The sequence below is a fragment of the Microbacterium sp. 22303 genome, from assembly GCF_052045265.1.
GTDB lineage: Bacteria > Actinomycetota > Actinomycetes > Actinomycetales > Microbacteriaceae > Microbacterium.
This window is the reverse complement of the sequence record NZ_JBQEOQ010000002.1, coordinates 112,854-139,066: the sequence shown is the minus strand read 5'-3', so window position 1 is coordinate 139,066 and position 26,213 is coordinate 112,854. Positions and strand designations below refer to the sequence as shown.

Below are 26,213 nucleotides of genomic sequence, written 5' to 3'. Positions count from 1 at the left end.
GACCGCAACACCGAAGGAGCTCCTTTCCATGACCGATGCAGTCCTCGCCACCGCAGTTCCCGCGCTCGGATCCGCCGACGCCGCCTGGTGGCGCCAGGCCGTCGTCTACCAGGTCTATCCGCGCAGCTTCGCCGACTCGAACGGCGACGGGCTGGGCGACATCCGCGGCGTCACCGACAAGGCCGACTACCTGGCCGGGCTCGGCGTCGACGCCGTGTGGCTGAGCCCGTTCTACCCGTCGGCGCTCGCCGACGGCGGCTATGACGTCGACGACTACCGCGACGTGGATCCGCGCCTGGGCACCCTCGACGACTTCGACGACATGATCGCGGCGCTGCACGCCCACGGGATCAAGGTGATCGTCGACATCGTGCCGAACCACTCCTCCGACCGGCACGCGCTGTTCCAGGCCGCGCTCGCCGCCCCCAAGGGGTCGCCCGAGCGCGACCGCTACATCTTCCGCGACGGACTCGGCGAGAACGGCGAGCTGCCGCCCGCCGACTGGACGAGCGTCTTCGGCGGCCCCGCCTGGGAGCCGGTCGGCGATGGCCAGTGGTACTTCCACCACTTCGCGACCGAGCAGCCCGACTTCAACTGGGACAACCCCGACGTGCACGCCGAGTTCCTGCACACGCTGCGGTTCTGGTCGGACCGCGGTGTCGACGGCTTCCGCATCGATGTCGCGCATGGCCTCAGCAAGGATCTGCCGGCGGTGCTGCCCAGTCAGGCCGAGCTCGACGCGATGGACCGGACGACCGGCCAGCACCCGCTGTGGGATCGCGACGCGGTGCACGAGATCTACCGCGAATGGCGTCGCGTGTTCGACGAGTACGACCCTCCGCGCATCGCCGTGGCCGAGGCGTGGGTCGCAACCCCGGAGCGGCGCGCCAAGTACGCGACGCCCGAGGGGCTCGGCCAGGCGTTCAACTTCGACCTGCTCGAGGCCGACTTCGACGCCGCGCAGTTCCGGCACATCGTGACCGACAACCTCGCGCAGAGCGAGGCGACCGGATCCAGTTCCACCTGGGTGCTCTCCAACCACGACGTGGTGCGGCACGCCACCCGCTACGGCCTCGAGCCGCTCAACGGTCGGCAGGTCAAGCAGGGCTCGGCGTGGATCCTCGCCGGCGGACCCGCGGATCAGGTCGATCTGGAGCGGGGCGGCCGCAGGGCGCTCGCCGCATCCCTGTTCCTGCTCGGCCTGCCCGGCAGTACCTACCTGTACCAGGGCGAGGAGCTCGGCCTGCACGAGGTCGCCGACATCAAGGCCGAGGACCGGCAGGATCCGGCGTTCTTCAGGGGCGCGGATCCGGAGCGCGATGGCCTGGGACGTGACGGCTGCCGTGTGCCGCTGCCGTGGGCGAGCACCGGGTCATCGCTCGGATTCGGCACCGGCAGCGCGCACATCCCGCAGCCGGCCTGGTTCGCGAGCTACGCGGTCGAGGCGGAGGATGCGGATCCGTCGTCGTCGCTGAACGCCTACCGTCGGGCGCTCGCGCTGCGCCACGAGCTGCAGACCGGCGAGACCCTGGAGTGGATCGAGACCGGCCGTGACGACGTGCTGCGCTTCGCCCGCCCCAACGGGTGGCAGGTCGTGACGAACTTCGGCACGGAGCCGTTCGCGCTCGCCGCCGGGGAGGAGCCGGTGCTCGGCGCGCTCGTCGACGGTGCGGTGCCGGGGGAGAGCACGGTCTGGCTGCGGGGCTGATGCGGACGACGGAGCGCGGCCCCTCGCGGGGTCCGCGCTCCGTCCTCGCCTGCACTCACGCGATGCGCAGGTAGCGCAGCAGCAGGCAGCCGCCGGACCGATCGACCGTGTCGAGCTCGAAGCGCTGCAGCACGCCGTCCGGATCGTCTCCGAACAGTCTCTTCCCGCGTCCGGCCAGGCTCGGAGCGACGATCAGCCGCATCTCATCCACGAGCTCGGCGGCGATCAGTTCACGTGCAAGGGACAGACTGCCGTGAATGCCGATGTCGCCGCCGGCCTGATTCCTGAGATCGGCGACGAACGAGGCCGGTGATCCGGTGACGTGCGACGAGTGCGACCATGCCGGCTCCAGGGGTGAGGAGCTGAACACGTACTTCGGTGTGCCGTTGATGAAGTCCGCGAAGGGCTGCACCGTCGAAGTCGGCCAATACGGCGCCCACTTGTCGTAGGTGCGCCGCCCGAGCAGCACCGCGTCCTGCGTCGAGATGGTCTCCGCCAGGAAGTCGCCGATCCCGGTCCCGGTGTCCCGCAGCCACTCGCCCTCTCCCGGATCATCAGCGAAGCCATCGATCGACATCAGTTCGTACAGCACGACGCGACGTGTGGTCGGTGCAGAGGTCTGGCTCACGGTTCTCTCCTCGCTGAGGGTTCGGGGCTCTTATGTGGAACGTACCCGGCGAGTTCCTTCCTCGTCTTGTACAGCAACGACAGCGGCATCATGGTGGGTGACTCGCGAGCGAGCTCTCCGGCGGAGTTGCCGATGAATCGGCGCACGGAACGCGCGAGGTGCGGCTGGTCGAAGTAGCCGCACTCCTGCACCACGTCGACAGGCGCCCGACCGTGCTGGAGTAGGACGGCGGCATCGTGAGCACGCGCGATCTGCTGCACGGTGCGAAAGGGCATGCCGACCGCGTGAAGGTAGCGACGCTGACGCGTCCGGGAGCTCACCGCTGCGTCGTCGAGCGGACTCACCAGGACGAGCTCGCGCCGGAGCAGCAGTTCGACGAAGTCTTCGGCATCGTTGTAACGAGGGAGGCGGACCTGATCCGGACCGATGCGGACCTCGCCGCACGCGATGGGCAACGTCGTGAAGCGATCGACGAGCGATGAGGGCGACAATCCGCTGAGCCGGGTGCCGAGCGCGAACCGCACCCCGAGGAAAGACGCACCCTGGGGCACAGGTGCTTCAGAGGCCCGGGTCTCGGGGCCTTGCACGCCGGCATGGAGGCCCTTGGAGTCCTCCCAGAACACGAGGTCCCAGTGCGCACGCGCCACCGACATCATCGTCGTTGCGCCGGTGCTCCTGCTCCGCCAGACCTGCTCGATCAGCGGTGAGTCGGACGACCGGTGTTCGAACTCGAGCCCCGTCGACATCCTTCTTCTCCGTTTTGATAATGATTCTCATTTACCGTACGCTCGAGATATGCAGAAACCGCTCGCCGCCCTCGCGCTCGCCACCGCATCCATCCTCGCCCTCGCGGGCTGCTCCGCGACGGCGGACCCTGGATCGTCGTCCGGTGGCGGGACCATCGCGGTGACGGCTTCGACCAATGTCTGGGGCGACATTGCGAAGGAGATCGGCGGCGAGCACGTCGAGGTCACCTCCGTGATCGCGTCCCTGTCGCAGGATCCGCACGAGTACGAGGTCACCGCCGCCGATCAGCTGAAGGTGCGCGGGGCGAAGCTGATCCTGGAGAACGGCGGCGGCTACGACGCCTTCTTCGGCGACCTGGTCTCGAAGTCGGGGAGCAAGGCGCCGGTGGTCACCGCGGTGACGTTCGCGCCGAGCTGGCCGAAGGGCGAGGACGGGATGAAGACCGCCGAGGGCTTCAACGAGCACGTCTGGTACGACACGGCGGTCGTCGAGGACGTCGCGAAGAAGGTCGCCGACGAGCTGAGCGGGATCGACCCGGCGCACAAGGCGGACTTCGACAAGAACCTCGCGACGTTCCAGCAGGGCATTGAGGGGCTGAACTCCTCGCTCGCGACGATCAAGGGTGCGCACCAGGGGGAGAAGATCTTCGTCACGGAGCCCGTTCCTCTGTACCTGACGGCGGCGGCGGGCCTGGTGAATGTGACCCCCGAGGCGTTCAGCCACGCGGTGGAGGAGGGCCAGGACGTGCCGCCCGCGACCCTGCTGGAGGCGACGAACCTCGTCGAGTCGGGTCAGGTCAAGGCGCTGTTCGCCAACGCCCAGGCCGGCGGTGCCGAGACCACGAAGATCATCGGTGTCGCGAAGGAGAGGGGGGTGCCCGTCCAGGAGGTCACCGAGCTCGTTCCGGACGGCAAGACCTACCTCACCTGGATGAAGGACAACATCGACACGCTCTCGCGTAATCTCGACAAGTGACCTCTCCCGCTGCCTCTCCGGCCGCTCCGCTGCTGCGGATCCGCGGCGCCGGCATCCGCCGGGACGACCGGGAGCTGTGGAGCGGACTCGACCTCGACGTCGCCCCGGGCGAGCTGGTCGCGGTGCTCGGCCCCAGCGGCACCGGCAAGACCACCCTGCTGCGCGCGATCCTCGGGCTGCAGGACCTCTCCGAAGGCACCATCGAGGCGGCAGGGCAGCCGGTGCGCCGACGTGGGAACCGCCGCATCGGCTATCTCCCGCAGGCACGTCCGCTGCCGGCCGAGACGTCGCTGCGGGGTCGTGACCTGGTCGCGCTCGGCGTCGACGGGCACCGGTTCGGCCTGCCGATCCCGCGCCGCGGCGACCGCGCCAGGATCGACGCTCTGGTTGCGGCGGTGGGTGCCTCCTCCTTTGCGAACCGTCCCGCGGGCACCCTCTCCGGCGGCGAGCAGCAGCGGCTGCGCGTGGGCCAGGCGCTCGCCGATGACCCGCGACTGCTGCTCTGCGACGAGCCCCTGACCAGCCTCGACCTGGCCAATCAGCGAGCAGTGGTGGAGCTCATCGACCGGCACCGCCGCACCGGCGCCGGGGTGCTGCTGGTGACCCACGACATCAACCCGGTGCTCGACATCGTCGACCGGATCCTGTACCTGGCCAACGGGCGGTTCACGCTGGGCACCCCGCACGAGGTGCTCACCACGCGAGTGCTCTCGGATCTCTACGGCGTGCCCGTGTTCGTCTCGGAGGTCGGCGGCCGGCTCGTCGTCGTCGGCGCGCCCGACGCGGAGTCCGCCGCGCACCATCACGACCACGACGGCCCGGATGAGGAGCTGCACGCATGAACCTCGCGGACATCGGCCAGGCCATGTTCGGCGGTCTGTCGCAGTACGGCGAGATCCTCGCGCTGGTCTCCAACTCGGTCTGGGCGGGAGCCGTGCTCGGTCTCGTCGGCGGCCTCATCGGCGTCTTCGTGATGCAGCGCGACATGGCCTTCGCGGTGCACGGCATCAGCGAGCTGTCCTTCGCGGGCGCCGCCGTCGCCCTGCTGGTCGGCGTCGACGTCGTCACCGGCTCGATCGTCGGATCCCTGATCGCCGCCGCGATCATCGGCTGGCTGGGTGCCCGCGCACGCGATCGCAACTCGATCATCGGCGTGCTGATGCCGTTCGGCCTCGGCATCGGGATCCTCGCCCTCTCGCTCTACAACGGGCGCGCCGCGGGGCGGTTCAGCCTGCTGACGGGCCAGATCGTCTCGGTGCAGTCGGACCAGCTGGGCTGGCTGACCGGGATCTGCGCCCTCGTGCTGCTGGGCCTGCTGCTCATCTGGCGGCCGCTGCGCTTCGACTCGCTCGACCCGCAGTCCGCGGCCGCTCGCGGTGTCCCCACGGTCGGGGTCTCGTTCGCCTTCATGCTGCTGCTCGGCCTGGTCGTGGCGGTCGCGGTGCACATCATCGGCGCGCTGCTGGTGATGGCGCTCGTGGTGACCCCGGCCGCCGCGGCGATGCGGGTGCGCTCGGGCCCGCTGTCGGTTCCGGTGCTGGCGGCCGTGTTCGGGGTGGTGTCCGCGGTCGGCGGCATCCTGCTGGCGGTGATGGGCACACTCCCGGTGAGCCCCTACATCACGACGGTCTCGTTCGTGATCTACCTCGTCTGCCGCGCGATCGGATCCCGTCGGGATCGCGTGGTGCGCTCGACGGCCGGCACCGCGGCGGCGGTCAACCGGCCGTGATCGACCGCCGACTCGCCACGCCTGCCCGCGTGCCGCGCGACCGGCCTTCCCGGGGCGACAATCCTCCCGGGGCGAGTGGAGGAGTTCGGCGATGGGACACGGGCACGGACATGACACGGCCGCGATCCGTCAGGTTCGGGTAGCGCGCACTCCCCGGCGCATTCTGCTGACGACCCTGATCGTCGTCGGGGTGGTGACGATCGTCGGACTGCTGCTTCTCTGGCCTTCCGCAGCGCGTCCGGGAGGGCTGGCGACCGGTTCCGCGTCCGCGCGGAGCACGACCTATCCGACCGGCGAGATCCTGAAGCTGACCGACTGCGCGGATCTGCCACCATCGGCGGGCGGCGGATCCGGCGGGGCACCCGGCTCGGGCTCCGGGGGAGCGGGCGCCGGTCCCAATGGCCAATCGGGCTCCGGTGGCGTGGTCGCCCCTGCTGCGGGAGGCGCGGCCGCCGCGCCCTGCCTGATCGCCCAGGTCAGGATCGAGAGCGGCGCCCGTGCCGGCGACAAGGTCACGACCATGCTGAACGGGCCGTTCGCCCGTGCGGGTCTGCGTCCCGGCGACCGGCTCGAGCTCATGGTCGTCCAGCTGCCCCGGCAGTCGAACATCGTTCAGCCGGGTGGCGTGGATCCGGGGGTCTCGGCGTTCGGTGTGGTCAGAACCGTCCCCCTGGCGGTCTGGGCCGGCCTGTTCGCGCTGGTCGTCGTCGTGGTCGGACTGCTGCGAGGCCTGCTCGCCCTCGTCGGCTTGGTGTTCAGCGGCGCCATGATCGTGATGTTCATGCTGCCCGCCCTGCTTCACGCCGGGCCCGCGATGGCCATCGCCCTCGTCGGCTCCTCTGCGATCCTCTACGTCGTGCTGTATCTCGCGCACGGCATCTCCATGCGCACGAGCGCAGCGCTGGCGGGAACCCTGGCGGGCGTCGCCATCACCGCGATGCTGGCCCAGCTGGCGGTCGGCACGACCAGGCTGAGCGGCATCGACGAGAGCGGCGGGTTCCTGGCGCCGATGGTGCCGCAGGTCGACTTCCAGGGGCTGCTCACCTGCGCGATCATCATCGCCGGCCTGGGCGTGCTCAACGACGTGACGATCACGCAGAGCTCCTCCGTCTGGGAGCTGCGCGCCGTCGCCCCGGAGCTCTCTCGGCGGCAGCTCTTCGGCCGCGCGATGCGCATCGGTCGAGACCACATCGCCTCCACCATCTACACGATCGTGTTCGCCTACGTGGGGGCTTCGTTGAGCGTGGTGCTCCTGCTCTACGTGTACGACCAGCCGATGGTGAGCCTGCTGAGCCTGGAGGACATCGCGACGGAGGTCGTCCGCACGCTGTGCAGCGGGATCGGGCTCGTGCTCGCCGTTCCGCTCACCACCGCCATCGCCGTCGCGCTGCTGCCGCCCCGGTCCGCCGTGACCGGGGCGCCGATGCCGGCTTCGCTCGGCGAGGACGACGCCGAGAAGGTCGCCTGGCTGCGCACGCTGCGCACTGTCGAGGACGAACCGCTGACGAGGCCGAGCCCGCGCACCGGGTGAATCCCGCGGCGCCGAACGCGGGACGGGGCCCTGGGGCCGACCCGAAGGCCTGCCCCAGGGCCTGATCCTGGAGGCTAGGCCGTCGGATCGCCGTAGCGTTCGGCGATCTCCTTCGATCCCGGCCATCCCTCATAGGTCGGGTGCTGGGGCCAGCCATCCGGAACGTCCTGCCAGACCTCCTGGCGCCCGTACGGCAGCACGTCGGCGATCGCGAAGGTGAGCATGAACTGCTCGGCCCCGCGGCCGGAGGTGTGCCAGGTGCGGTAGACGTCGTCCCCGTCGCGCAGGAACACGTTGTATCCGAATCCCTCGCCGGGACCGGCGTCCATGTCGGCGCCGAAGCTCGTGCCGGCCGCCGAGTACCAGGTCATCAGGTTCCCGACGCGCTTCTTGTACGCGAGGATCTCGTCCATCGGCCCGTTGGTGACGATGACGAATCGTGCATCCAGGGGCTCCACGATGTCGGGGCGCGCGAACTGCGCCGTCCCGCCGGTGCAGCCGGGGCACTGCCAGGTCGCGCCATCCGTCCACATGTGGTGGTAGACGACCAGCTGGCTGTGCCCGTCGAAGATGTCGGCCAGCCTGACGGCGGAGCCGTCCTCGGCGATCAGTGTGTACTCGGGCAGCTTCACGGCGGGCAGCCGGCGACGCGCGGCGGCGATCGCGTCCAGCTCGCGGGTCGCGGCCTTCTCGCGGACGCGCAGCTTCGCAAGCTCCTCGCGCCAGGTCTGCTCGTCGACGACAGGGGGCAGAGCGGTCATGACATCCTCCGTTGGTCGTTCCAGTCGCGCCGAGGGCACCGATGTTCACGGCGTCCACATCTGCTATGTTCACACCGTACACATCGCGCGAAGCCGGTTCAAGAGGCGGAACCGGTCCCGAGGGGAGGAGATCTGGTGGCCTACCATCACGGCGATCTCGCGACCGCCCTCGTCCAGGCGGCGATCGAACTCAGCCGTGAGGGCGGGCCCTCGGCGGTGACGATCCGCGAGGCGACCCGACGGGCCGGGGTGTCGCCGAACGCCGCGTACCGGCACTTCCCGAACCGTGCGGCACTGCTCGACGCGACCGCGGCCGCGATCCAACCGGGTCTGGCCGCCGCGATGACCGATGCCTCCGACCGCTCTCCGGCCGCGCGGCTGCGTCGGATCGGCGTCGCCTACGTCGACTTCGCCCTGGATGAGCCGGGATGGTTCGGGGTGGTCTTCTTCGGGATCCGGCCGCCGGATCCTGCGACGGTGCGGAAGGCTCCCGCGTTCGTGGCGCTGACTGCCGCGCTCGACGATCTCGTCGCGGCCGGCGAGCTCTCCGCCGAACGCCGCGACGACGCCGCCTGGGCGTGCTGGGCCACCGTGCACGGTTTCGCGGAGCTCTGCCTGCGCGGACCGCTCTCCGGCGTGGACCGGGCGGAGCAGCGCCGTCGCGCCGAGGTCGCGGTCCGCGCGGTGGTCGCCGGGATCCGTTCCGAGGACGCCGACAGCTCAGCGGCGTGAACGGCGCCCGGACCGGGCTGCGTCGACGCGGCGATCCTCCTGCCGATCGTTCCGCGCCCAGCCGGGCTCCAGCCCTGTCGGCACAACGGAACGCCGGGTTAGGATCTTCAGGACTCGCGCGGATCGCGGACCCCGCACCCAGGGGCGCCGGACGACGCGATTCACCCTCCGCATCCATCCTTCCGGCACATCCCCCCTGCCCGGGAGAAGGAGGGGCGAACAGAAAGGCGCGGCACGTGGCCGAGGCAACCGAGGACCGAGCAACCGAGGACAAAGGCCCCCAGGGCGACTTCTTCGATCAGCTGCTGGACAACCCTACGACGCAGCAGTCCTTCACGATCGGCTTCCGCGGCTATGACAAGACCGAGGTCGACGCGCACCTGACCGCCCTCACGGAGGAGCTGCGGCGCGCGTCCGAGTCCGGCGCGAAGGCCGACGCGCACCTGCGCGGCGAGCTCAGCAAGGTCGCGGATAAGCACCGCGAGGAACTGGAGAAGGCGACCGCCGCGCATGAGAAGCGTGCGGCGAAACTGGAGTCCGACCTCGCGACGGCGAACGCCAAGATCGCCGAGTCCGCGCAGCAGATCCAGTCGCTGAGCACCGCTCTGGCCGGATCCCAGGAGGACATCGACGAGGCCACCTCGCGCTCGCAGTTCGAGACCGTGCTGCGCGTGGCGGAGGAGCAGGCCAGCGTCCTGATCCAGAACGCCGCGGTGCAGGCGGAGCGTCTGCTCGACGCCGCCCGCGACGAGGCCGCCGCCAAGCGCGCCGAACTCGACGCCGACGTCGCGCGCATCACGGCGCAGGCCGAGCGCGACGCCGACCAGGTGCGCCTGAAGATGGAGACCGAGTTCACCGCGCACACCGCGCAGGTCGAGCGCGAGGCCGCGCACGCCGCCGAGAAGGTGAACCACGCCGAGCAGGAGGCGCACTCGATCCGCACCGAGGCCGAGAAGGGCGCCGCGGCGCTGCGCGCGATGGTCACCCGGGAGACGACCGATCTGCGCGTCTCCGCCGAGCGCGAGGTGCGCGAGATGAACGCGCGGGTGCTGGAGATGGAGGAGTCCCTCACGCGCCGTCAGGACGACGCGCAGCAGGAGTTCCTCGTGCTGCACAACCAGGCCGTCGCGCACGCGGAGCGCATCACCGCCGACGCCAACGAGCAGGTCGCGTCCTCGCTGGCGCACGCCGAGCGGATCTCCGCCAAGGCCGAGGACTACGAACGCCTGATGCGCTCGCAGGCCAGCGCGATCGAGGCCGAGGCGCAGGTGCGCGCCCGCGAGACCCTCGACCGCGCCCGCACCAAGTCGCAGAAGATCGTCGACATGGTCACCGCGCACACCGCGAACGTCGTGCGCGACGCCGACGACCGGGCCCGGCAGCTGCGCTGGCAGCAGCAGCAACTCACCAGCTTCATGGCCGAGGTGCGCGAGCTGATCCGCCCCGACGGTGCTCTCGGCAGCGAGGCATCCGGATCCGCCCCCGCCCCCGAGACGGAGAGCCCGGCAGAGACCGACGGGGCCGAGGCACCCGCGGAGGGCACCGAGGCCTGACCCCTTCCGGGGTCGTTGAGCGAACACGTGCGCAGCGCCCGTGAGACGAAACGCGGTGATCTCGCAAGGTCGCCGCGTTTCGTCTCGGTCTGCGTTTCGTCTCGGTCGCTGCGCGTCCTCGCTCAACGACCGTGCGGCGTCCTCGCTCAACGACCCCATCCTCGCTCGGAGGTCACGGATACGCCGCTCCCAGCCGCAGGCCAGCACCCCGCTCTAGACTCGAGGCATGGCCCAGCGGAACACGTGGCAGCGCGAACGCGTGCGCGAGGAGCTCTCCGACCTGCGCGGATTCGTGAGCGCGCAGTCGCTGCACCAGGCCCTGCGCGAGGCCAATACCGGCATCGGCCTGGCCACCGTCTATCGTGCCCTCGCCGGACTCGCGGCCTCTGGTGAGGCCGATTCGCTGCAGAGCCCCGAGGGCGAGGCGCTCTACCGCGCGTGCAGCAGCGAGGGCCACCACCACCACCTGATCTGCCGCTCCTGCGGGATGACCGTGGAGATCGAGGCGACCGACGTCGAGCAGTGGGCGCAGCGCACCGCGGCCCAGCACGGCTTCCGCGACGCGGAGCACGTGGTGGACATCTTCGGACTGTGTGCGAACTGCGCGAACGCCGCCCAGGAGTGATCCCCGCGTGACCTTGACGACCCCCGGCCGCCGTACGACCGCAACGCGCGACGGCGCGACGACTCCGCACGCGCTGCGCACCCCGCCGCCGCGGCTGTCCGGGCGCACGGCACTCATCGGTGCGGCGATCGGCGTCGCCGTAGTGGCCGCCCTCGTCGCAATCGACGTGTTCGCGCCGCATCTGTTCTCCGCCCGCCTGCCGAACCGGCTGCAGGACGGGCTCACCCTGTCACTGAGCGTGCTGTTCGAGGCGCTGCCTTTCGTGATCCTCGGGGTGCTGCTCTCGATCGCGGTGCAGGTATGGCTGCCCGCTGGCGTGATCGAGCGCGTGCTGCCGAAGCGTGGCTGGGCGCGCAGGGCCGTGCTGTCGCTGCTGGGCATGCTCATCCCGGTGTGCGAGTGCGGCAACGTGCCGTTCGCCCGCGGGCTGATGATGCGCGGGCTGGGACCTGCGGAGGCGCTGACGTTCCTCATCGCGGCTCCCATCGTCAACCCCATCGTGATCCTCACGACGCATGCCGCGTTCGGCTTCGACGGCGGGATCCTGGTAGCCCGTCTCGTCGGCGGCTACCTCGTCGCCAACCTGATCGGCTGGGTGTACAGCCGGCATCCCGATCCCGACGCGCTGCTCACCGCGCGGTTCCGCGACACCTGCGAGGTCGTCGTGCACGAGCAGGGATCCGGGATCCGCCGGAGCCTGGCCCAGTTCCTCATCGAGCTGCGCGCCGTGATGCCCGCGCTGATCATCGGATCCGCGCTCGCGGGCGCCGTGCAGGTGCTCGTCCCGCGCGACGTGCTGCTGGCGATCGGCTCCAACCCGCTGCTGTCCGTCGTCGCGATGATCGCGCTGGCCATCTCGGTGGCGATCTGCTCGAACGTGGACTCGTTCTTCGCGCTCTCGTTCGCCTCGACGTTCTCGCCGGGCGCGATCGTCGCCTTCCTCCTGGTGGGTCCGCTGGTCGACATCAAGATGATGGCGCTGCTGCGCACCACCTTCACCGCCCGCACCCTCGGCGGGATCGTCGGCATCGTGATCCTGTTCGGCTTCGCCCTGGGGATCGGGGTGAACGTCTTTGCCTGAGGTTCTTCCTGAGACGACGACTGCGCACCGGCCCTCTCGTGCGCAGGCACTCGGCACCCGCTGGCTCGGCGCCGGTCTGGCCGTCGCGCTCGCGATCGCCACCCTCGTCCTCGCCTTCACGGGGCGGCTCACGCTCTACATCAGCCCCGAGACGGTGTGGTTCGCCGTGGCCGCAGCGATCGCGACGCTGGTCGGCGCCGTATGGTCGTGCGTGCTGCCGCTCGGCGCGGAGCAGGACCACGGTCACGATCACGGAGACGCCGACCACGGGCATGACCACGACCACGCGCCCGCCCGGTCCGGCCGCCGCGTGCTGGGCACGGTGCTGGGTGCGACCGGCGGAGTGATCGCGACCGGCGTCGTCGCGGGAGCTCTGTTGCTGCCTCCTGCGTCCCTCTCGGTGGACATGGCGATGCAGCGCGCCCCGATGGGCAACGTGCTGTTCGCCGGCGCCGACGACGTCGCCCTCGGAGCGAACACCGACACCAGCACGTTCGGCGTGGGCGGCTGGGCCAGTGTGTTCGCCACGGGCTCCCGGCCCGAGAAGTACGACGGATCCACGGTGACCCTCACCGGCTTCCTCACGCCCAGCGGATCCGCGAAGGATCAGGCGCACCTGACCCGCATGGTCATCACGCACTGCGTGCTCGACGCGCAGCCGGCGTCGGTGCCCGTGCAGATCAGCGGCTGGCAGGGCCAGTACGCTGTGGGCGACTGGATTCAGGTGAAGGGGACCGTTCGCGCCAGCGCGGACGGGAAGCTCTCGATCGTGCCGGCCAGTGTGTCGAAGATCTCGGAGCCGAAGGACCCCTATGAGCACTGACGACGCGGATCACCCCCTCACCCGCGCCGAGTTGCGCGCGCGCCGTGCGGCGGAGGAGGCGGCTGCCGGGGTGGAAGCCGCGGCGCCGGAAGGTTCCGGCCCGGCCGAGCCTTCCGAGGCCGTCGCGCCGAGGGCCTCGACTGCGGCGGACGCTCCCGAGGCTCCGCAGGTCCCCGCCGTGCCGACCGCGGATGAGCCGGTCACCCGCTCTGCGGCGCCCGAGCAGGTCTTCGACGACACTCCGGGACCGCGGCGGACGCCGAACGCAGGATCGGGCACAAGCGCCTCGACGGCCGATGCCGCTCCGGCGCAGGCCGAGGCCGAGTTCCCGGACATCGCCCCGGCGCCGGCCGCGGCGGCGGCGACGCGCGTGCACCAGGAGGATCCGCCCCTCGTGCCGGACGATGCGCATGTCGAAGAGTCGCCGGCGGATCCGCAGCTCGAGCAGCCCGCCGATCCGCGGCTCGAGCCCCCGGAGTGGCAGCCCCATCCCACGCCGGCCCCGGTCGCGCGCCGCCGGCGGTTCCCGCTGGTCCTCGGTGCGGTGATCGGGGCGCTCGTGCTCGTGGTCGCCGCGTTCGGGGTGATCACGCTGTTGCAGGGACCGCGCGTGAGCAGCGTGAAGATCGACGCGCAGTCGGCGATCGACGCCTCCGGTACGCGCATGATCATCACCGCCAGCCAGCCGCTGGCGAAGGTGGATCCGAAACAGGTGAGCGTGAGCCCCAAGGCTCCGTTCACCGTCGACACGTCGGGGCGCAACCTCGGGATCCGCTTCACCGTGCCGCTCGACGACGACACGACCTACACGGTCACCGTGAAGGATGCGACCGGCACCGACAAGCAGCGTCAGAGCACGCTGCAGGCGACCTTCCAGACGCCGAAGTCCACGATCTTCCTGCTGCAGCGCAACGCCGACGGCGACGACACCATCTTCCTCACCGACCTCGGCGGCAAGAACGCCGTCCCCGTCGTGCAGCACGAGAAGATCGACGACTTCCGCGCAACGGCCGACCACCTCGTGGTGGCGACGGAGAAGGGCGGCACGTCGGTGCTGCTGGTGATGGATCGGAAGGGCAAGAACCAGCGGGAGCTGAAGCTGCCCGGCCCCGGGTTCCTCTCGAACCTGCAGGTGTCCGAGCGCGGCAACCTCGTCGGCTACACCTTCACCGACAAGGGCATCAGTGCGACCAGCGGTCGGGCGAGCATCCTGGTGAGCCAGTCGCTCACGGGCGACGGCGAGCCGCAGATCGTCACGGTCGGGGACAAGATGCCGAGCATCGCTCAGTGGGCGTTCGTGCCCGACTCCTCCTCGGCGCTGTTCATCGACTTCAGCGGTGCGCTGTACGTCGAGGACCGTTCCGATGCGAAGGCGAAGCCGACGGCCCTCGGCGCCGCGCAGACCGTCGAGGGCATCTCCCGAGGCACCTACACGGCGATCGTCAGCCGCGGCAACGACCTGGTCGAGCTGAACCTGGCGGACGGATCCGAGAAGCCCCTGGCCGCCTCCACCCCCGACTTCGGCGTGCCGGGCACGATCGCGCCCTTCCCCGGAGGCACGCTGCGACAGGTCGCCACCCGCGATGCCACCGGGTTGCCGACCGGGCAGATCGTCACCCGGGTGGACGACGACGGCAAGGCGACGAAGCTGTTCAGCGTGACCGGATCCGACGCGATCATGCAGGCCTGCCCGTCCCCGAGCGGGCAGTACAGCGCGATCGTGGTGGCCCCCAAGCTCGTGAACAACCCCTACGACCAGTCGCTGCTGCCGCTGCCGACCACGATGCAGACGCACATCGTCGACACGAAGACCGGCAAGGAGCTCGTCGTGCTCGCCGGCTTCGACCCGTCGTGGTGCGCGCAGGCGCCGCACCGGTGATGACCGGCGCGGGTCTTCCGCCCGCCGGCGACCGCCTGCGCCGCGCCCGGCGGGAGGACCTGCAGGCGCTGCCGCTCGAGGTGGCGCCGCGCCTGCTCGGTGCCCGGCTGCGCACGTTCGTGGACGGCGCCGAGGTGCAGCTGCGGATCACCGAGGTCGAGGCCTACCACGGCAAGGGCGTGGGCCCGGTGCCGGATCCCGGCTCCCACGCCCGGATGGGCCGCACCGCGCGCAACGCCACGATGTGGGGCGAGCCCGGGCATCTGTACGTGTACCTCAGTCACGGCATCCACTCCTGCGTGAACGTGGTGTGCGCACCCGACGGCGTCGCCGGTGGTGTGCTGCTGCGGGCCGGCGAGGTGGAACGCGGCGTCGGTGTCGCCGCGGAGCGGCGGGGGCTCGGCGCACAATTCAGGCCGGACGTCGCCGATCGCGTCGGATCGGGCGTATTCGGACCCGGATCCGGCGTTCAGCCTGAATTGCGCGCCACGCAGCTGCGGGACCTCGCACGGGGGCCGGGCCGGTTCGGCCAGGCCTCGGGCCTGCGGCACCCCCGTCATGACGGCATCGACGCGATCGCGGGGGCGGAGTGGGCCGGAGCGCGTGCCGAGCTGTGGCTCGCGGACCCGCTGGCCGACGTCGCCTCCGGACCCCGGGTGGGCGTCGCGGGTCACGCCGGCACGGATGCGTTCCCCTGGCGGTTCTGGATCCCCGGGGATCCGACCGTGTCCCCGTTCCGCTGGGGGCGGGGAGCCGCCGAGGCGGCGGCAGCCGCCGACACGCCCGGCCGCTGATCCGTGCTAAAGTAGCTCTTTGTCTGCGCACACTCCTGTGCGCAGTTCGTGTGCCTCCCCTTCTGAACCGAGCGATCGGGCAGGGGAGAGGCGTGCAGACAAGGGATCTTGGGTGGGGCCGTCCGGCCTCACGGTAGAGAAGGAGTCATCATGGCAGCAGTGTGCCAGGTGACCGGAGCAGTTCCCGGTTTCGGTCACAACATCTCGCACTCGCACCGTCGGACGAAGCGCCGCTTCGACCCGAACGTGCAGAAGAAGACGTATTTCGTTCCGTCGCTCGGTCGTAAGATCACGCTCAACGTGTCCGCCAAGGGCATCAAGGTGATCGACGCCCGCGGCATCGAGCGGGTCGTCGCGGACCTCCAGGCGAAGGGTGTGAAGCTCTAATGGCCAAGAAGGCTCAGGACATCCGTCCGATCATCAAGCTGCGTTCGACCGCGGGCACGGGGTACACCTACGTGACCAAGAAGAACCGCCGCAACACCCCCGACCGCCTCGTGCTGAAGAAGTACGACCCGGTGGTTCGCAAGCACGTCGAATTCCGAGAGGAGCGTTGATCCATGGCTAAGAAGAGCAAGATCGCGCGCAACGAGCAGCGCAAGGTCGTCGTCGAGCGTTACGCCGAGCGTCGTGCCGAGCTGAAGAAGACCCTGGTCGACCCGAACGCGACCGAGGAGGCCCGCGAGGCCGCCCGCGTCGGCCTGCAGAAGCTTCCGCGCAACGCGTCGCCTGCCCGCGTCCGTTCGCGCGACGCCATCGACGGCCGCCCCCGCGGTGTCCTCACGAAGTTCGGCATCTCGCGTGTCCGCTTCCGTGACATGGCGCACCGTGGCGAGCTGCCCGGCGTGACCAAGTCGAGCTGGTAAGTCTTACCGGTCCCTGAGTTCATCCCAGGGACGCAAGGGGCGAGGATCTTCGGATCCTCGCCCCTTCTGCGTGTCCGGAGGTCTCGTCACACCTCGGGCGTCGCCACCGGTTCGCGGAGCTCGTTCGCGGTGGCCCAGCCCAGCGCGTCGTCGGCGATCTGCTCCCAGCCGTCCTGGCTCACCAGCCGGTGGGTGCGGCCCGGGTACTCGCGGTAGTCGACGACCGCCGGGCTGCCGCTGGAGCGGTACTTCTTGACGATGGCCTTGCCGATCGCCGGGGGCACGACGTGGTCGATCTCGCCGGTGATGACCAGGAGCGGTGCGCGGTCGGTGCGGTCGTAGTCGACGTGGGTGACGCCGCCCTTCTCATTGAGCACGGACGAGACGCCCTCGAAGAAGACGCGGTTGTAGGAGTTGACCGCGTACTCCTGCCACAGCCGGTCGGACTCCGCGCGGGGCAGGTCGTTGCCGAAGGTGAAGTGGAAGTGGCGCTTCGACAGCGGCTTCGCGCCGTTGCGTCCGAACGGGTTGGACAGGATCGGGGTGCCCGTCCACAGCGTCGACAGCGGCAGTGTCGTGATGCCGGCGGTCTGCCCCGGGGCGACTCCGACATAGGCGGCACCGAGGCCGCGGTCCGCGAGCATCTGAGTGATCACGCCACCGAACGAGTGCCCCATGATGATCGGCTTCACCGGGAGGGCGCGGATGATTCGCTCGTAGTGGTCGACGATCTGCTTCAGGCCCACGCCATTGAGCGCTTCGGGGTTGCGCCGGATGTCTTCGACGTCGCGGTCGTCGATACCGGGCCAGCCCGGGACGATCACCTCGTGGCCGGCGTCGCGGAAGCGCTGCGCCCAGGTGTTCCAGCTCTTGGGCGTCATCCACAGCCCATGGATGAGGACGATCGGGGTCTTGGTCGAGGTGGTCATGTCGTGCTCCTTGGGTGATTCGGTGTTCGAGTGGTCTGCGGGATCCGCGTCTGCTGCTTCGCTGCCCATGGTAGACTGAACGTTCTATCTACACAAGAGTATTCCCGTGTGGCACGATGGACGAGGAAGGGCATTCATGACGACGACCACAACGACGGTCCGCCCCGGCTCGGCGCGGCAGAGACTGCTCGACGCGGCGACCGAGCTCTTCTATCGCGAAGGCATCCACTCGGTTGGCGTCGACCGGATCATCGAGACGGCGGGCGTCACCCGCGCCACGATGTACAAGCAGTTCGCGGGCAAGGAGGGGCTGGTCCTCGCTTACCTCCAGGGCGAGGACGTAGAACTGCGCGGACTGTTCGCGCTGGCTGCCGAGGCATCGGATGATCCCGCCGTGCTGCTCGACCTCGTCGTGGACGGGATTGCGCACGACATCCGTGAGCGTCACACGCGCGGTTGCCCTTTCATCAACGCCGCCGCCGAATACCCTGATCAGGGCCCGGTGCGAGACCTCATCGCTGTGCACCGCGAGTGGTTCCGCGAGACGCTGAGGCAGCTGGCCGAGGGGGCGCAGCTGCGCGACCCCGACGCGGTGGCGGCTTCTCTCGTCCTGCTCCGCGATGCGGCCCTGGTCGGCGGGTACCTCGACGGACAGAACAGGGTCGCTCCCGCGTTCGCCCGCACCGCGCGAGACCTCATCGCCGCTCACGGCCGGTGACCTCCGGGCGCCCGCCCCTGTGACTGGAGTGACGAATGAGGCGCGACACGCCGTCTCAAAACGTCAAAACCCGCGAAATGACGCGGAAATCCGGGGTTTGGTTGATACATTCAAGGCGGTCGTTCGACCAACGGGGGGCATCCGCCCATCCGGAACTCTGATACGAAGCGACGGGATCCCGTCGCTGGAGGATGAAATGGCTGACAAGTCCATCACCAAGACCGAGCTCGTCGCGAGCATCGCCAGCGCCACCGGCCAGAGCCAGGCTGCCGTCTCCGGCGTTCTCGATGCCCTGTTCGCCACGGTCTCGGACGCTGTTGCCAAGGGCAGCAAGGTCTCGATCCCGGGCTGGATCTCCTTCGAGCAGGTCGCCACCGCCGCCCGCACGGGCCGCAACCCGCAGACCGGCGCCGAGATCAAGATCCCGGCCGGCAAGCGCGTCAAGGTGACCGCCGGCTCCAAGCTCAAGGCTGCCGTCAAGTAATTCCGGCTTCGCCTCGCAAGGCCGTCCCTCTCTCGGAGGGGCGGCCTTTCGCGTGGGGCCTCGCGATCGGCCGGGCTCCCGGCAGACCCCGAGCGACACCGGAATAGGCTGGAGGGGTGAATCGCCCCGCCACCGGGGTCCGCCCCGAGACCGGGTCGGATGCCGCCCGCTCCGCCCTGCCCGCCGGATCCCCGACGCTGCGCATCGCCGGTCCCGTGATCCTTGTCGGCGCCGCGATCCTCGCCGTCGTCGCCGGGCTCGCGTTCGGCGGCGGCGCAGCGCCCAACCTGCTCCTCGATCCCGGACCCGTGGTGCGCTGGGGCCTGCCCGTCGTGAAGACGATCAGCAACCTGGGCGCGGCGGCGATGCTGGGCTCCCTCGTGCTCGCGTTGTTCGCCCTGCGCAGCGGGGCGCGCTCCTTCGAGATCGCACTGGACACCGCCTCGATCGGTGCCGCGGTCTACACGGTCGCAAGCGCCGTGGCGGGTCTGTTCACGTTCCTGCAGACGCTCGGTGTGAAGCTCAGCGCGGGGCCGGAGTTCGGCGCGCAGCTGGGCCGGTTCCTGCTCGAGCTCCCTCTCGGTCAGGCCTGGCTGATGACGGTGCTCGCGGGCGCCGTCATCACGATCGCCGCGTTCGCCTTCCGCGGCTGGACCGCCACTCTGCTCACGGCGATCCTCGCCGCCGCCTCGTTCGTCCCGCTCGCCACGCAGGGCCATGCGGGCGAGCTCAGCGGCCATGACGCCGCGGTGAACTCGCTGCTGCTGCACACGGTCGGCGCCGCGGTGTGGATCGGCGGCCTCGTGCTGCTGATCGTGCTGCGCGGATCCCGCAGCGAGCTCGCCGACGCCGGGCGTGGCGGCGCCCGCAAGGGCAGCGCCACGGCCGGTGCGCACGCCTCCACCAAGCCCGGGGCGAAGAGCGCCAAGAGGCCCGCCGGCGCGAAGAAGACCAGGGGCGGCCTCACCTTCGCGGACCTCGTGCGCCGCTACTCCTCCCTCGCCCTCGCCGCGTACATCGTGGTCGCAGTCTCAGGCATCGCCCGCTCCATCGTCGCCGTGGGCGACTGGGCCGGTCTGCTCACGCCCTACGGCGGACTCATCGTCGCCAAGGCGATCGTGCTGATTCTGCTCGGTGCGCTCGGAGCCCGCTACCGCACCCGGCTCATCCCGAAGCTCGAGCAGGACGGATCCGGCTCCGCGTCGGCGAACGCGGGCGGATCCGGCCCGTTCTGGACCCTGGTGCTGCTGGAGCTCGCCCTCATGGGCATCGCCTCCGGCCTCGCCGCCGCGCTCTCGCGCACCGCGCCGCCCACCGGCCTCGAGGTGGCCACCGTGCGCACGCCGGCCGAGATCCTCACCGGCTCCCCGCTGCCCCCCGAACTCACCCCGATCCGCTGGATCACGGCGTGGAACATCGACCTGATCTGGGCGACCGCCGCGGCGTTCGGAATCGCGCTGTACGTGCTCGGAGTCCTCCGGCTGCGCAAGCGCGGCGACGCCTGGCCGATCCACCGCACGGTGTTCTGGATCCTCGGGATGCTGGGGCTGGTGTGGGTCACCGGGGGCGCGATCAACGCGTATCAGGAGACCCTGTTCAGCGTGCACATGCTCGGGCACATGATGCTCTCCATGGCGATCCCGCTGCTGCTCGTGGCCGGCGCCCCGGTCACGCTCGCCCTGCGCGCGATCGACAAGCGCGACGACGGCACCCGCGGCGGGCGGGAATGGATCCTGTGGGCCGTGCACTCGCCGTTCTCGCGGGTGGTCACCAACCCGTTCGTGGCGGCGGCGATCTTCGTGCTGTCGCTGTGGGCGTTCTACTTCACCGACCTCGTGCGCTGGGCCATGACCGACCACATCGGGCACGAGTGGATGACGATGCACTTCCTCATCTCGGGATACCTGTTCGTGCTCAGCCTGATCGGTGCGGATCCGGTTCCGCGGCGGCTGCCGTACGCAGGACGCCTGATCACGCTCATCGCCGTGATGGCCACGCACGCGTTCTTCGGCATGGCGATCATGATGCAGTCGGGCCTGATGGTCGCCGAGTGGTTCGGATCCATGGGCCGCACCTGGGGGGCGACGCCGCTGCAGGACCAGTACGTGGGCGGCGGCGTGGCATGGTCGGTGGGGGAGATCCCGACGCTGATCCTCGCCATCACGGTCGCGATCCAGTGGAGCCGCAGCGACGCGAAAGTGCAGAAGCGTCAGGACCGGGCTGCCGATCGCTCGGGCGATGCGGAGCTCGAGGAGTACAACGCGCGGCTCGCCGAACTCGCCGAGAAGGACGCCAGGGCTGCCGCCCGCGGGCGCTGACGACCCCGTGCGGAACAGCCGGCGTCAGCCCTCGGACCCGGGCGGGGGAGCGGACTGCTCGGGTGAGGTGATGCTGATCGAGGCGGATCCGTCGGGCAGGAACCGGATCGTCCCGTCCACCTCGAACGGCACGTCCTCATCGACGTGCGACACGGATCCGTCGTAGAGCGACTTCACCTCGAGCTCGATGTGTGCGGTGGCCGGGGTCGCCACGATCTTCCACCCCTCGCCGTCGGGCTGCAGCGTGATGTCGGGTCCCTTGACCATGCTCCAGGTGGGGCCGTCGACGACGCGGTTGGGCACGGTCTGACCGAACGGGCAACCGGTGGGCTGCAGGACATGCTGCGTCGTGCACTGTGCGAGGAAATCGTCGACCCGCTGCTGCACGACCTTGACGAAGGCGTCGGTGGGCCTGGCCTGCACATCGAGCGGCACGTCGGCGAGCGGCTTGTCGGCCAGCACTCCGATGCCGGTCGCGGTCGCGGTCGCGGTCTTCACGGACACCGAATACAGCCCGGGGGAGAACACCAGCATCGGGACCGCGTCGAGCGCCGATGAGTCCGCACCCTGCGCCGCGACCTGGCGGCGGTCGAGCTCGAAGCCGTTCACGAAGAACCGGTCGGATCCGCGCACGGTGAGGGAGATGACGGCGAGCGGGCTCTGTGCGAACTCCCACGCGGGTGCGACGCCGATCCAGCCGTCCTGAGCGACGCGGAAGGTGGAGGATCCGGCGTGACCCCCGGCCTTGTACGTCACGGTGACCGAGGTGGCGTCGCCGTCGGGGTGCTCGTCGGTCACGACGATGTCGGTGAGTGTGCCGAGTGCGTCATGACGCAGCAGGGCATCGGAGGCGGAGCGGAACGCGTCGTCGTCGAGGTCGCCGTGGGAGAGGGCGACGCCGGGCAGCTGCAGTGCGTCGGCCGCGCGACCCTCGCTGAGCAGCGTCAGATAGCGCGTGACGAAGGCGGAGGGGCTGTAGAACTCGCGGTACACGGTGAGTCCGCCCGCGGCGAGGGCGGCCACCAGCACGGCGCCGACGACAGCCAGCAGGGTGAGGTCAGACCAGAGCGAGGCACGGCGACGCGCGCTCCGCGCCCGGCGCGACCGCACGCCTGGCGTCAGCACCCCCGCCGACTGCACCATGTGCGTCAGTCTACGAAAGTCCGCCTGCAGGAAGCCCGAGTGGCCCGGCCGGGTCCGCGAGACTGCAACTGAGTGACGAGACTGCAGCCCCGGAGTGCTGTCTCGTTATTCCAGTGCAGTCTCGCGGTGAGAGAAGGCGCTCGCCGGTAGAATTCGAGGACCGTGAGCACGCCGACCCTCTCCGCCGAACAGGAAGAACTGTTCCGACTGATCGAGGACACCCGCGAGCACGTGTTCATCACCGGACGCGCCGGCACGGGCAAATCGACCCTGCTGCAGCACTTCGCGTACAACACGCAGAAGCAGATCGCCGTCTGCGCCCCCACGGGGGTGGCAGCGCTGAACGTCGAGGGTCAGACGATCCATTCGCTGTTCCGCCTGCCGATCGGCCTCATCGCCGACAGCGAGATCGACCAGTCGGATGCGACTCGCAAGATCCTGAACGCGATCGACACGCTCGTTATCGACGAGGTGTCGATGGTCAACGCGGATCTGATGGACGCGATCGACCGGTCGCTGCGTCAGGCGCGGGGCCGCAAGGCGGAGGCGTTCGGCGGCGTGCAGGTCGTGATGTTCGGGGATCCGTATCAGCTGGCCCCCGTGCCGCCGCGCGGCGACGAGCTGCGCTACATCCAGGACCACTACCGCTCCTTCTGGTTCTTCGACGCCAAGGTGTGGACCGGTGGTGAGGCCACCGACGGACTGCTCGACATCGGCACGCACGGCGCGACGCTGCACGTGCGCGAGCTCGTGCACATCCACCGGCAGTCCGATGCGGGCTTCAAGGCGATGCTGAACGCCGTGCGCTACGGCCGAGTGACCGCCGAGATCGCGGGCGCGCTCAACGACGCGGGCGCGAGAACGCCGCCCGAGCCGGCACCGGGCGAGATCCCGATGATCACACTCGCCACGCGCAACGACATCGTGAACGGCATCAACGCCCGCCATCTCGCGGCGCTGCCCGGCAAGGTGCAGAAGGCCAAGGCCGACATCTCCGGCGACTTCGGCCGCGGCGAGGCGAATTATCCCGCCGACCAGGAGCTGCAGCTCAAGGAGGGCGCGCAGGTGATGTTCCTACGCAACGACGTCTCGGCCGCGCCCGAGCCGCCGCGCTGGGTGAACGGCACGATCGGGACCGTGGTGCGCATCCTCGGCGATGCCGTGCGGGTGGAGATCGACGGCGAGGAGGTCGACGTCGAACCCGCGGTCTGGGAGCGCTACCGGTACATCTACAACCCCGGTACCAAGACGCTCTCGCGCGAAGTGGTCGCGGAGTTCACGCAGTTCCCGCTGCGGCTCGCGTGGGCGGTCACGATCCACAAGTCCCAGGGCAAGACCTATGATCGCGCGATCGTGGATCTCGGATCCGGCGCGTTCGCGCCCGGGCAGACCTACGTCGCGCTGTCGCGGCTGACCTCGCTGGACGGGCTGTACCTGTCCCGCCCGCTGCGCCCCCGCGACATCCGCGTCGACGAGGACGTGCGCCGCTTCATGCGCGCCGCGTGGGAGGCCCGCCAGGGCGACTCCACGCCGAAGGTCGGGTCGTAGGCGGGTATGCGGCACATGGGATCAGGTGCTTTCGCGGGCGGTGGCGACGGCGCTGCTGCTCTTCGCGCTCACGGTCGCGCTGTTGCGCAAATCTGGCACGGCCGAGGCTCGTAACTGTCTGGCTCCGGGGCTAAGTTGAAGCCATGAATCGCGCGGCGAAGATCGCCACCTGGGCGGTCGCCGGGCTCGTGGTCGCCGCCCTCGCCGTTGGCGCAGGCACCGCCGTCGCGGCCATCACAGCCGCCGTTCCGCACGCAACGACTCCGCCGACGAGCTCCTCTGAGCCGTCCGCTACGCCCACACCGGAGCCGTCAGCCAGCTTCCCGACATCTGAGCAGGAGCGTGTGGGGGGCGCAGAGAACTGCCACCCGCCCGCGCAGATCAAGACCACGGACGTGGTCGATGCCGACGGAAATCTCCTTGGACGCCGGGGAGAGCTCCTGGCTGAGCCGATCGATTTCGGACCGCGCGAAGGCGCGAGCGGCACCGTGAACCTTGACGGCCAGGGGCGGATCGTGAGCTACACGACGGTCGCGGGCGACAACTGGGACGGCATCGAGACGCGCCTCTGCATGGACTACGTGTCCATCGCGCGGTACAACTTCGTGGGCACGCATCCTGCGCCGCCCTACTACGAGCGGCCCTGGACTCCGGGGGACACGTTGATCCTCCGCCCGGACCCGTCGGTCGTCATGCCTCGCCCCGGCCTTCACTGACCACACATCTCCAGGCCGAGCGAGCCACCTGAAGATCCGGAACCGTTCCGCTGCGCTGACCGTCCTGGGATCCTGTACGCATGACACCGCTCAACGGCTCGGCGGACGGGCGCATTCCGGCGACCGACCGGCGCCCGCCGACCGCGGACGGGCGCTCTCCGGGGGCGGGAACGCCGAGCCTGCGTGCGGCGCTGGTCGGCATCGGCATCCTGATGGCCGTCCTCTGCCTGGTCGAGCTCGCGATCCCCTCGACGAGGGGCCCCGGCGGATCCCTGCTCGACACCGTGCTGGTCGCGGTCTTCACCATCACCGGCCTCCTCGCGTGGTACCGGCGCCCGCACAACGCCATCGGGCGGCTGATGCTGCTCACCGCGTTGGCGCTGTGGGCCTCCGGCACCTACGACGACAGCATCCCGGCGCTCCGCGTCCTGGGCACGCTGACGTCCAGCCTCCCGCTTGCCCTGTTGCTGCACCTGCTGCTCGCGTTCCCCTCCGGTCGGCTGCCCGGCAGGGCCGCCCGCGCCATCGTGGCGGTGGCCTATCTCGTCTCCGTGGCCCCGCAGATCATCGTCGCCCTGCAACCCGGTGTGACCGAGGTGGTCTGGACCCTGCAGGCGGCGGTGGGCATGCTCGCTCTGGCGGCGACGGTCGTCCTCTGGGGCATCCGGCTCTCGCGGATGGCGACACTCCCGCGCCGCCAACTGCTCCCGTTCATCGGCTACGGGTGCGCGGCCATCGCGGTGATCGGCGTGACGGTCGTGATGCTGCACCTCGACTCCCGCCCCGGCGTGCAGCAGGCCGCGACCGTCGTCCAGCTGCTCATGCTCGGTGGCCTGCCCGTCGCCTTCCTCGTGGGGCTGACCTTCGGCGCGTTCGGTCACGCGGGTGAGGTCGCGGAGGTGGCCGCGGGCATCTCCGCGGCATCCGTGGAGCCGGCGCTGCTCGATGCGCTCGCGGTGCGGGCTCTGGGCGACCCCAGCGCCAGGATCCTCTGGACGGCGGACACAGACCCAGCGCGTTTCGTCGACAGCGCAGGGCGCGAGCTCGCCGTACCCGGTGAGCGCGGCTGGTGGCCGATCGGTCCGGTCGAGGCACCTGTGGGCGGGCTCCTCTATGACCGCGACCTGATCGCGGACCGGGGGCTGGTCGCGACCGTGGCCGCACAGCTCGGACTCGCGATGGACAAGCAGCGGCTGATCGTCGAGCTGCGCTCCGCGGTGCAGCAGCTCCACGTGGCCGCGGAGGAGCTGCAGACCTCTCGGCGCCGGATCGTCGTGGCCGCGGACGCCGAACGTCGTCGCATCGCACAGGATCTGCACGATGGCGCCCAGCAACGGATCGTCCTGGTCGGCATCGACGTGCAGCGGATGGCGCGGCAGGCTGACGACGCGGACTACATCCGGGCGGAGGCTGCACAGATCGCCGAGCGCTGCGGATCCCTGCTCGACGAGCTGCGCGGCCTGGTCGAGGGCCTCATGCCGAGCCGGCTGAAGGACCACGGCCTGGAGGCCGCCGTATCCGCGCTGGCCGACCAGGTCCGGACCCCGGTGCGGGTCGAGGTCGCCGCCCCTCTCGGCCGGATGGAGGCCGAGATCGAGTCGACGGCCTATTTCGTGATCGCCGAGGCCCTGACCAACGCTGTGAAGCACGCCGGCGCCCGCGAGATCGTTGTGGACCTGGCCGTGCGGGACGGCCGCCTGCAGATCGCGGTGAGCGACGACGGGAAGGGGCCGGTCGGGGCGGTCCCGGGATTCGGCCTGCGCAGCCTCAGGGACCGGATCGAGACGCTGGGCGGGACGATGACATTCGAGTCGGCCGTTCCCGGCGGGACGACGCTGCGCGCGGAGATTCAGCTCGGCCATCGCGGGGGATAGTGCACCGACCCACGGGTGCGGCCCTTCGACGAGCTCAGGGACCGATTGAGC

Annotated in this window: 26 protein-coding genes; 21 read left to right on the top strand and 5 right to left on the bottom strand. The window is 70.2% G+C overall.

Annotated features, from left to right (window positions below; all coding sequences use genetic code 11):
• The first annotated feature begins 28 nt into the window (after positions 1 to 28).
• Positions 29 to 1,708 (top strand): glycoside hydrolase family 13 protein, encoded by a 1,680-nt coding sequence (locus ACTJI8_RS06375; protein ID WP_440732580.1) that lies wholly within the window; start codon positions 29 to 31, stop codon positions 1,706 to 1,708.
• A 55-nt stretch (positions 1,709 to 1,763) separates the two neighbouring features.
• Here ACTJI8_RS06375 and ACTJI8_RS06370 read toward each other — a convergent pair whose 3' ends face one another.
• Positions 1,764 to 2,336 carry a dihydrofolate reductase family protein gene (locus tag ACTJI8_RS06370; RefSeq protein ID WP_440732579.1) on the bottom strand — a complete coding sequence of 191 codons (573 nt, stop codon included), beginning with the start codon at positions 2,334 to 2,336 and terminating at the stop codon, positions 1,764 to 1,766.
• Positions 2,333 to 3,082 (bottom strand): helix-turn-helix domain-containing protein, encoded by a 750-nt coding sequence (locus tag ACTJI8_RS06365; RefSeq protein WP_440732578.1) that lies wholly within the window; start codon positions 3,080 to 3,082, stop codon positions 2,333 to 2,335. Before ACTJI8_RS06365 ends, ACTJI8_RS06370 begins: the two co-directional genes overlap by 4 nt.
• Positions 3,083 to 3,131: 49 nt before the next feature.
• On the opposite strand from ACTJI8_RS06365, the gene ACTJI8_RS06360 reads away from it, so the two are divergent.
• The 4 genes from ACTJI8_RS06360 to ACTJI8_RS06345 all read left to right on the top strand — a co-directional run bounded on the left by ACTJI8_RS06360 (position 3,132) and on the right by ACTJI8_RS06345 (position 7,318).
• On the top strand, positions 3,132 to 4,058 hold the full coding sequence (locus ACTJI8_RS06360; protein WP_440732577.1) for a metal ABC transporter solute-binding protein, Zn/Mn family: 927 nt from the start codon (positions 3,132 to 3,134) through the stop codon (positions 4,056 to 4,058).
• A complete protein-coding gene (locus ACTJI8_RS06355) occupies positions 4,055 to 4,900 on the top strand; it encodes a metal ABC transporter ATP-binding protein (RefSeq protein WP_440732576.1) in 846 nt (281 codons plus the stop codon). The genes ACTJI8_RS06360 and ACTJI8_RS06355 overlap by 4 nt, the downstream gene beginning before the upstream one ends.
• Positions 4,897 to 5,787: a metal ABC transporter permease gene (locus ACTJI8_RS06350; RefSeq protein ID WP_440732575.1), complete on the top strand. Its 891-nt coding sequence runs from the start codon at positions 4,897 to 4,899 to the stop codon at positions 5,785 to 5,787. Before ACTJI8_RS06355 ends, ACTJI8_RS06350 begins: the two co-directional genes overlap by 4 nt.
• A 91-nt stretch (positions 5,788 to 5,878) precedes the next feature.
• Positions 5,879 to 7,318 (top strand): YibE/F family protein, encoded by a 1,440-nt coding sequence (locus ACTJI8_RS06345; protein WP_440732574.1) that lies wholly within the window; start codon positions 5,879 to 5,881, stop codon positions 7,316 to 7,318.
• 74 nt (positions 7,319 to 7,392) lie between these two features.
• On the opposite strand, the gene ACTJI8_RS06340 is transcribed toward ACTJI8_RS06345, so the two are convergent.
• Complete coding sequence (locus tag ACTJI8_RS06340; protein ID WP_440732573.1) at positions 7,393 to 8,079, bottom strand: DUF899 family protein; 687 nt, start codon at positions 8,077 to 8,079, stop codon at positions 7,393 to 7,395.
• 135 nt (positions 8,080 to 8,214) lie between these two features.
• Between ACTJI8_RS06340 and ACTJI8_RS06335 the strand changes: the two genes are divergently transcribed.
• The 10 genes from ACTJI8_RS06335 to rpsN all read left to right on the top strand — a co-directional run bounded on the left by ACTJI8_RS06335 (position 8,215) and on the right by rpsN (position 16,432).
• Entirely contained in the window at positions 8,215 to 8,811 is a 597-nt protein-coding gene (locus tag ACTJI8_RS06335; RefSeq protein WP_440732572.1) for a TetR/AcrR family transcriptional regulator, read from the top strand.
• A 236-nt stretch (positions 8,812 to 9,047) separates the two neighbouring features.
• Positions 9,048 to 10,364 (top strand): cell division initiation protein, encoded by a 1,317-nt coding sequence (locus tag ACTJI8_RS06330; RefSeq protein WP_440732571.1) that lies wholly within the window; start codon positions 9,048 to 9,050, stop codon positions 10,362 to 10,364.
• 226 nt (positions 10,365 to 10,590) lie between these two features.
• Positions 10,591 to 10,989: a Fur family transcriptional regulator gene (locus tag ACTJI8_RS06325; protein ID WP_440732570.1), complete on the top strand. Its 399-nt coding sequence runs from the start codon at positions 10,591 to 10,593 to the stop codon at positions 10,987 to 10,989.
• Positions 10,990 to 11,083: 94 nt separating this feature from the next.
• Positions 11,084 to 12,070 carry a permease gene (locus ACTJI8_RS06320; protein ID WP_440733200.1) on the top strand — a complete coding sequence of 329 codons (987 nt, stop codon included), beginning with the start codon at positions 11,084 to 11,086 and terminating at the stop codon, positions 12,068 to 12,070.
• On the top strand, positions 12,063 to 12,893 hold the full coding sequence (locus tag ACTJI8_RS06315) for a TIGR03943 family putative permease subunit (RefSeq protein WP_440732569.1): 831 nt from the start codon (positions 12,063 to 12,065) through the stop codon (positions 12,891 to 12,893). The genes ACTJI8_RS06320 and ACTJI8_RS06315 overlap by 8 nt, the downstream gene beginning before the upstream one ends.
• A complete protein-coding gene (locus ACTJI8_RS06310; RefSeq protein WP_440732568.1) occupies positions 12,883 to 14,772 on the top strand; it encodes a hypothetical protein in 1,890 nt (629 codons plus the stop codon). The genes ACTJI8_RS06315 and ACTJI8_RS06310 overlap by 11 nt, the downstream gene beginning before the upstream one ends.
• A complete protein-coding gene (locus ACTJI8_RS06305; protein WP_440732567.1) occupies positions 14,772 to 15,566 on the top strand; it encodes a DNA-3-methyladenine glycosylase in 795 nt (264 codons plus the stop codon). Before ACTJI8_RS06310 ends, ACTJI8_RS06305 begins: the two co-directional genes overlap by 1 nt.
• A 150-nt stretch (positions 15,567 to 15,716) precedes the next feature.
• A complete protein-coding gene (gene rpmB / locus ACTJI8_RS06300; protein WP_045250845.1) occupies positions 15,717 to 15,953 on the top strand; it encodes a 50S ribosomal protein L28 in 237 nt (78 codons plus the stop codon).
• Entirely contained in the window at positions 15,953 to 16,123 is a 171-nt protein-coding gene (gene rpmG / locus ACTJI8_RS06295) for a 50S ribosomal protein L33 (RefSeq protein ID WP_045250846.1), read from the top strand. Before rpmB ends, rpmG begins: the two co-directional genes overlap by 1 nt.
• A gap of 3 nt (positions 16,124 to 16,126) precedes the next feature.
• Entirely contained in the window at positions 16,127 to 16,432 is a 306-nt protein-coding gene (gene rpsN, locus ACTJI8_RS06290; protein ID WP_233311002.1) for a 30S ribosomal protein S14, read from the top strand.
• A gap of 86 nt (positions 16,433 to 16,518) precedes the next feature.
• On the opposite strand, the gene ACTJI8_RS06285 is transcribed toward rpsN, so the two are convergent.
• The gene (locus tag ACTJI8_RS06285) at positions 16,519 to 17,361 is read right to left on the bottom strand and encodes an alpha/beta hydrolase (RefSeq protein ID WP_440732566.1); all 843 of its coding nucleotides are present in this window, start codon (positions 17,359 to 17,361) and stop codon (positions 16,519 to 16,521) included.
• A gap of 136 nt (positions 17,362 to 17,497) precedes the next feature.
• Between ACTJI8_RS06285 and ACTJI8_RS06280 the strand changes: the two genes are divergently transcribed.
• From ACTJI8_RS06280 to ACTJI8_RS06270, 3 genes are all read left to right on the top strand, one after another.
• On the top strand, positions 17,498 to 18,079 hold the full coding sequence (locus ACTJI8_RS06280) for a TetR/AcrR family transcriptional regulator (protein ID WP_440732565.1): 582 nt from the start codon (positions 17,498 to 17,500) through the stop codon (positions 18,077 to 18,079).
• A 196-nt stretch (positions 18,080 to 18,275) separates the two neighbouring features.
• Entirely contained in the window at positions 18,276 to 18,563 is a 288-nt protein-coding gene (locus tag ACTJI8_RS06275; RefSeq protein WP_045250850.1) for an HU family DNA-binding protein, read from the top strand.
• A 116-nt stretch (positions 18,564 to 18,679) separates the two neighbouring features.
• Entirely contained in the window at positions 18,680 to 20,881 is a 2,202-nt protein-coding gene (locus tag ACTJI8_RS06270; protein ID WP_440732564.1) for a cytochrome c oxidase assembly protein, read from the top strand.
• A 24-nt stretch (positions 20,882 to 20,905) separates the two neighbouring features.
• On the opposite strand, the gene ACTJI8_RS06265 is transcribed toward ACTJI8_RS06270, so the two are convergent.
• Positions 20,906 to 22,024 (bottom strand): hypothetical protein, encoded by a 1,119-nt coding sequence (locus ACTJI8_RS06265; RefSeq protein ID WP_440732563.1) that lies wholly within the window; start codon positions 22,022 to 22,024, stop codon positions 20,906 to 20,908.
• Between the two features lie 162 nt (positions 22,025 to 22,186).
• On the opposite strand from ACTJI8_RS06265, the gene ACTJI8_RS06260 reads away from it, so the two are divergent.
• The 3 genes from ACTJI8_RS06260 (at position 22,187) to ACTJI8_RS06250 (ending at position 26,162) form a co-directional block, all read left to right on the top strand.
• Entirely contained in the window at positions 22,187 to 23,572 is a 1,386-nt protein-coding gene (locus ACTJI8_RS06260) for an ATP-dependent DNA helicase (protein WP_440732562.1), read from the top strand.
• 143 nt (positions 23,573 to 23,715) lie between these two features.
• Positions 23,716 to 24,288 (top strand): hypothetical protein, encoded by a 573-nt coding sequence (locus ACTJI8_RS06255; RefSeq protein WP_440732561.1) that lies wholly within the window; start codon positions 23,716 to 23,718, stop codon positions 24,286 to 24,288.
• Between the two features lie 80 nt (positions 24,289 to 24,368).
• Positions 24,369 to 26,162 carry a sensor histidine kinase gene (locus tag ACTJI8_RS06250; protein ID WP_440732560.1) on the top strand — a complete coding sequence of 598 codons (1,794 nt, stop codon included), beginning with the start codon at positions 24,369 to 24,371 and terminating at the stop codon, positions 26,160 to 26,162.
• Positions 26,163 to 26,213: the final 51 nt, after the last annotated feature.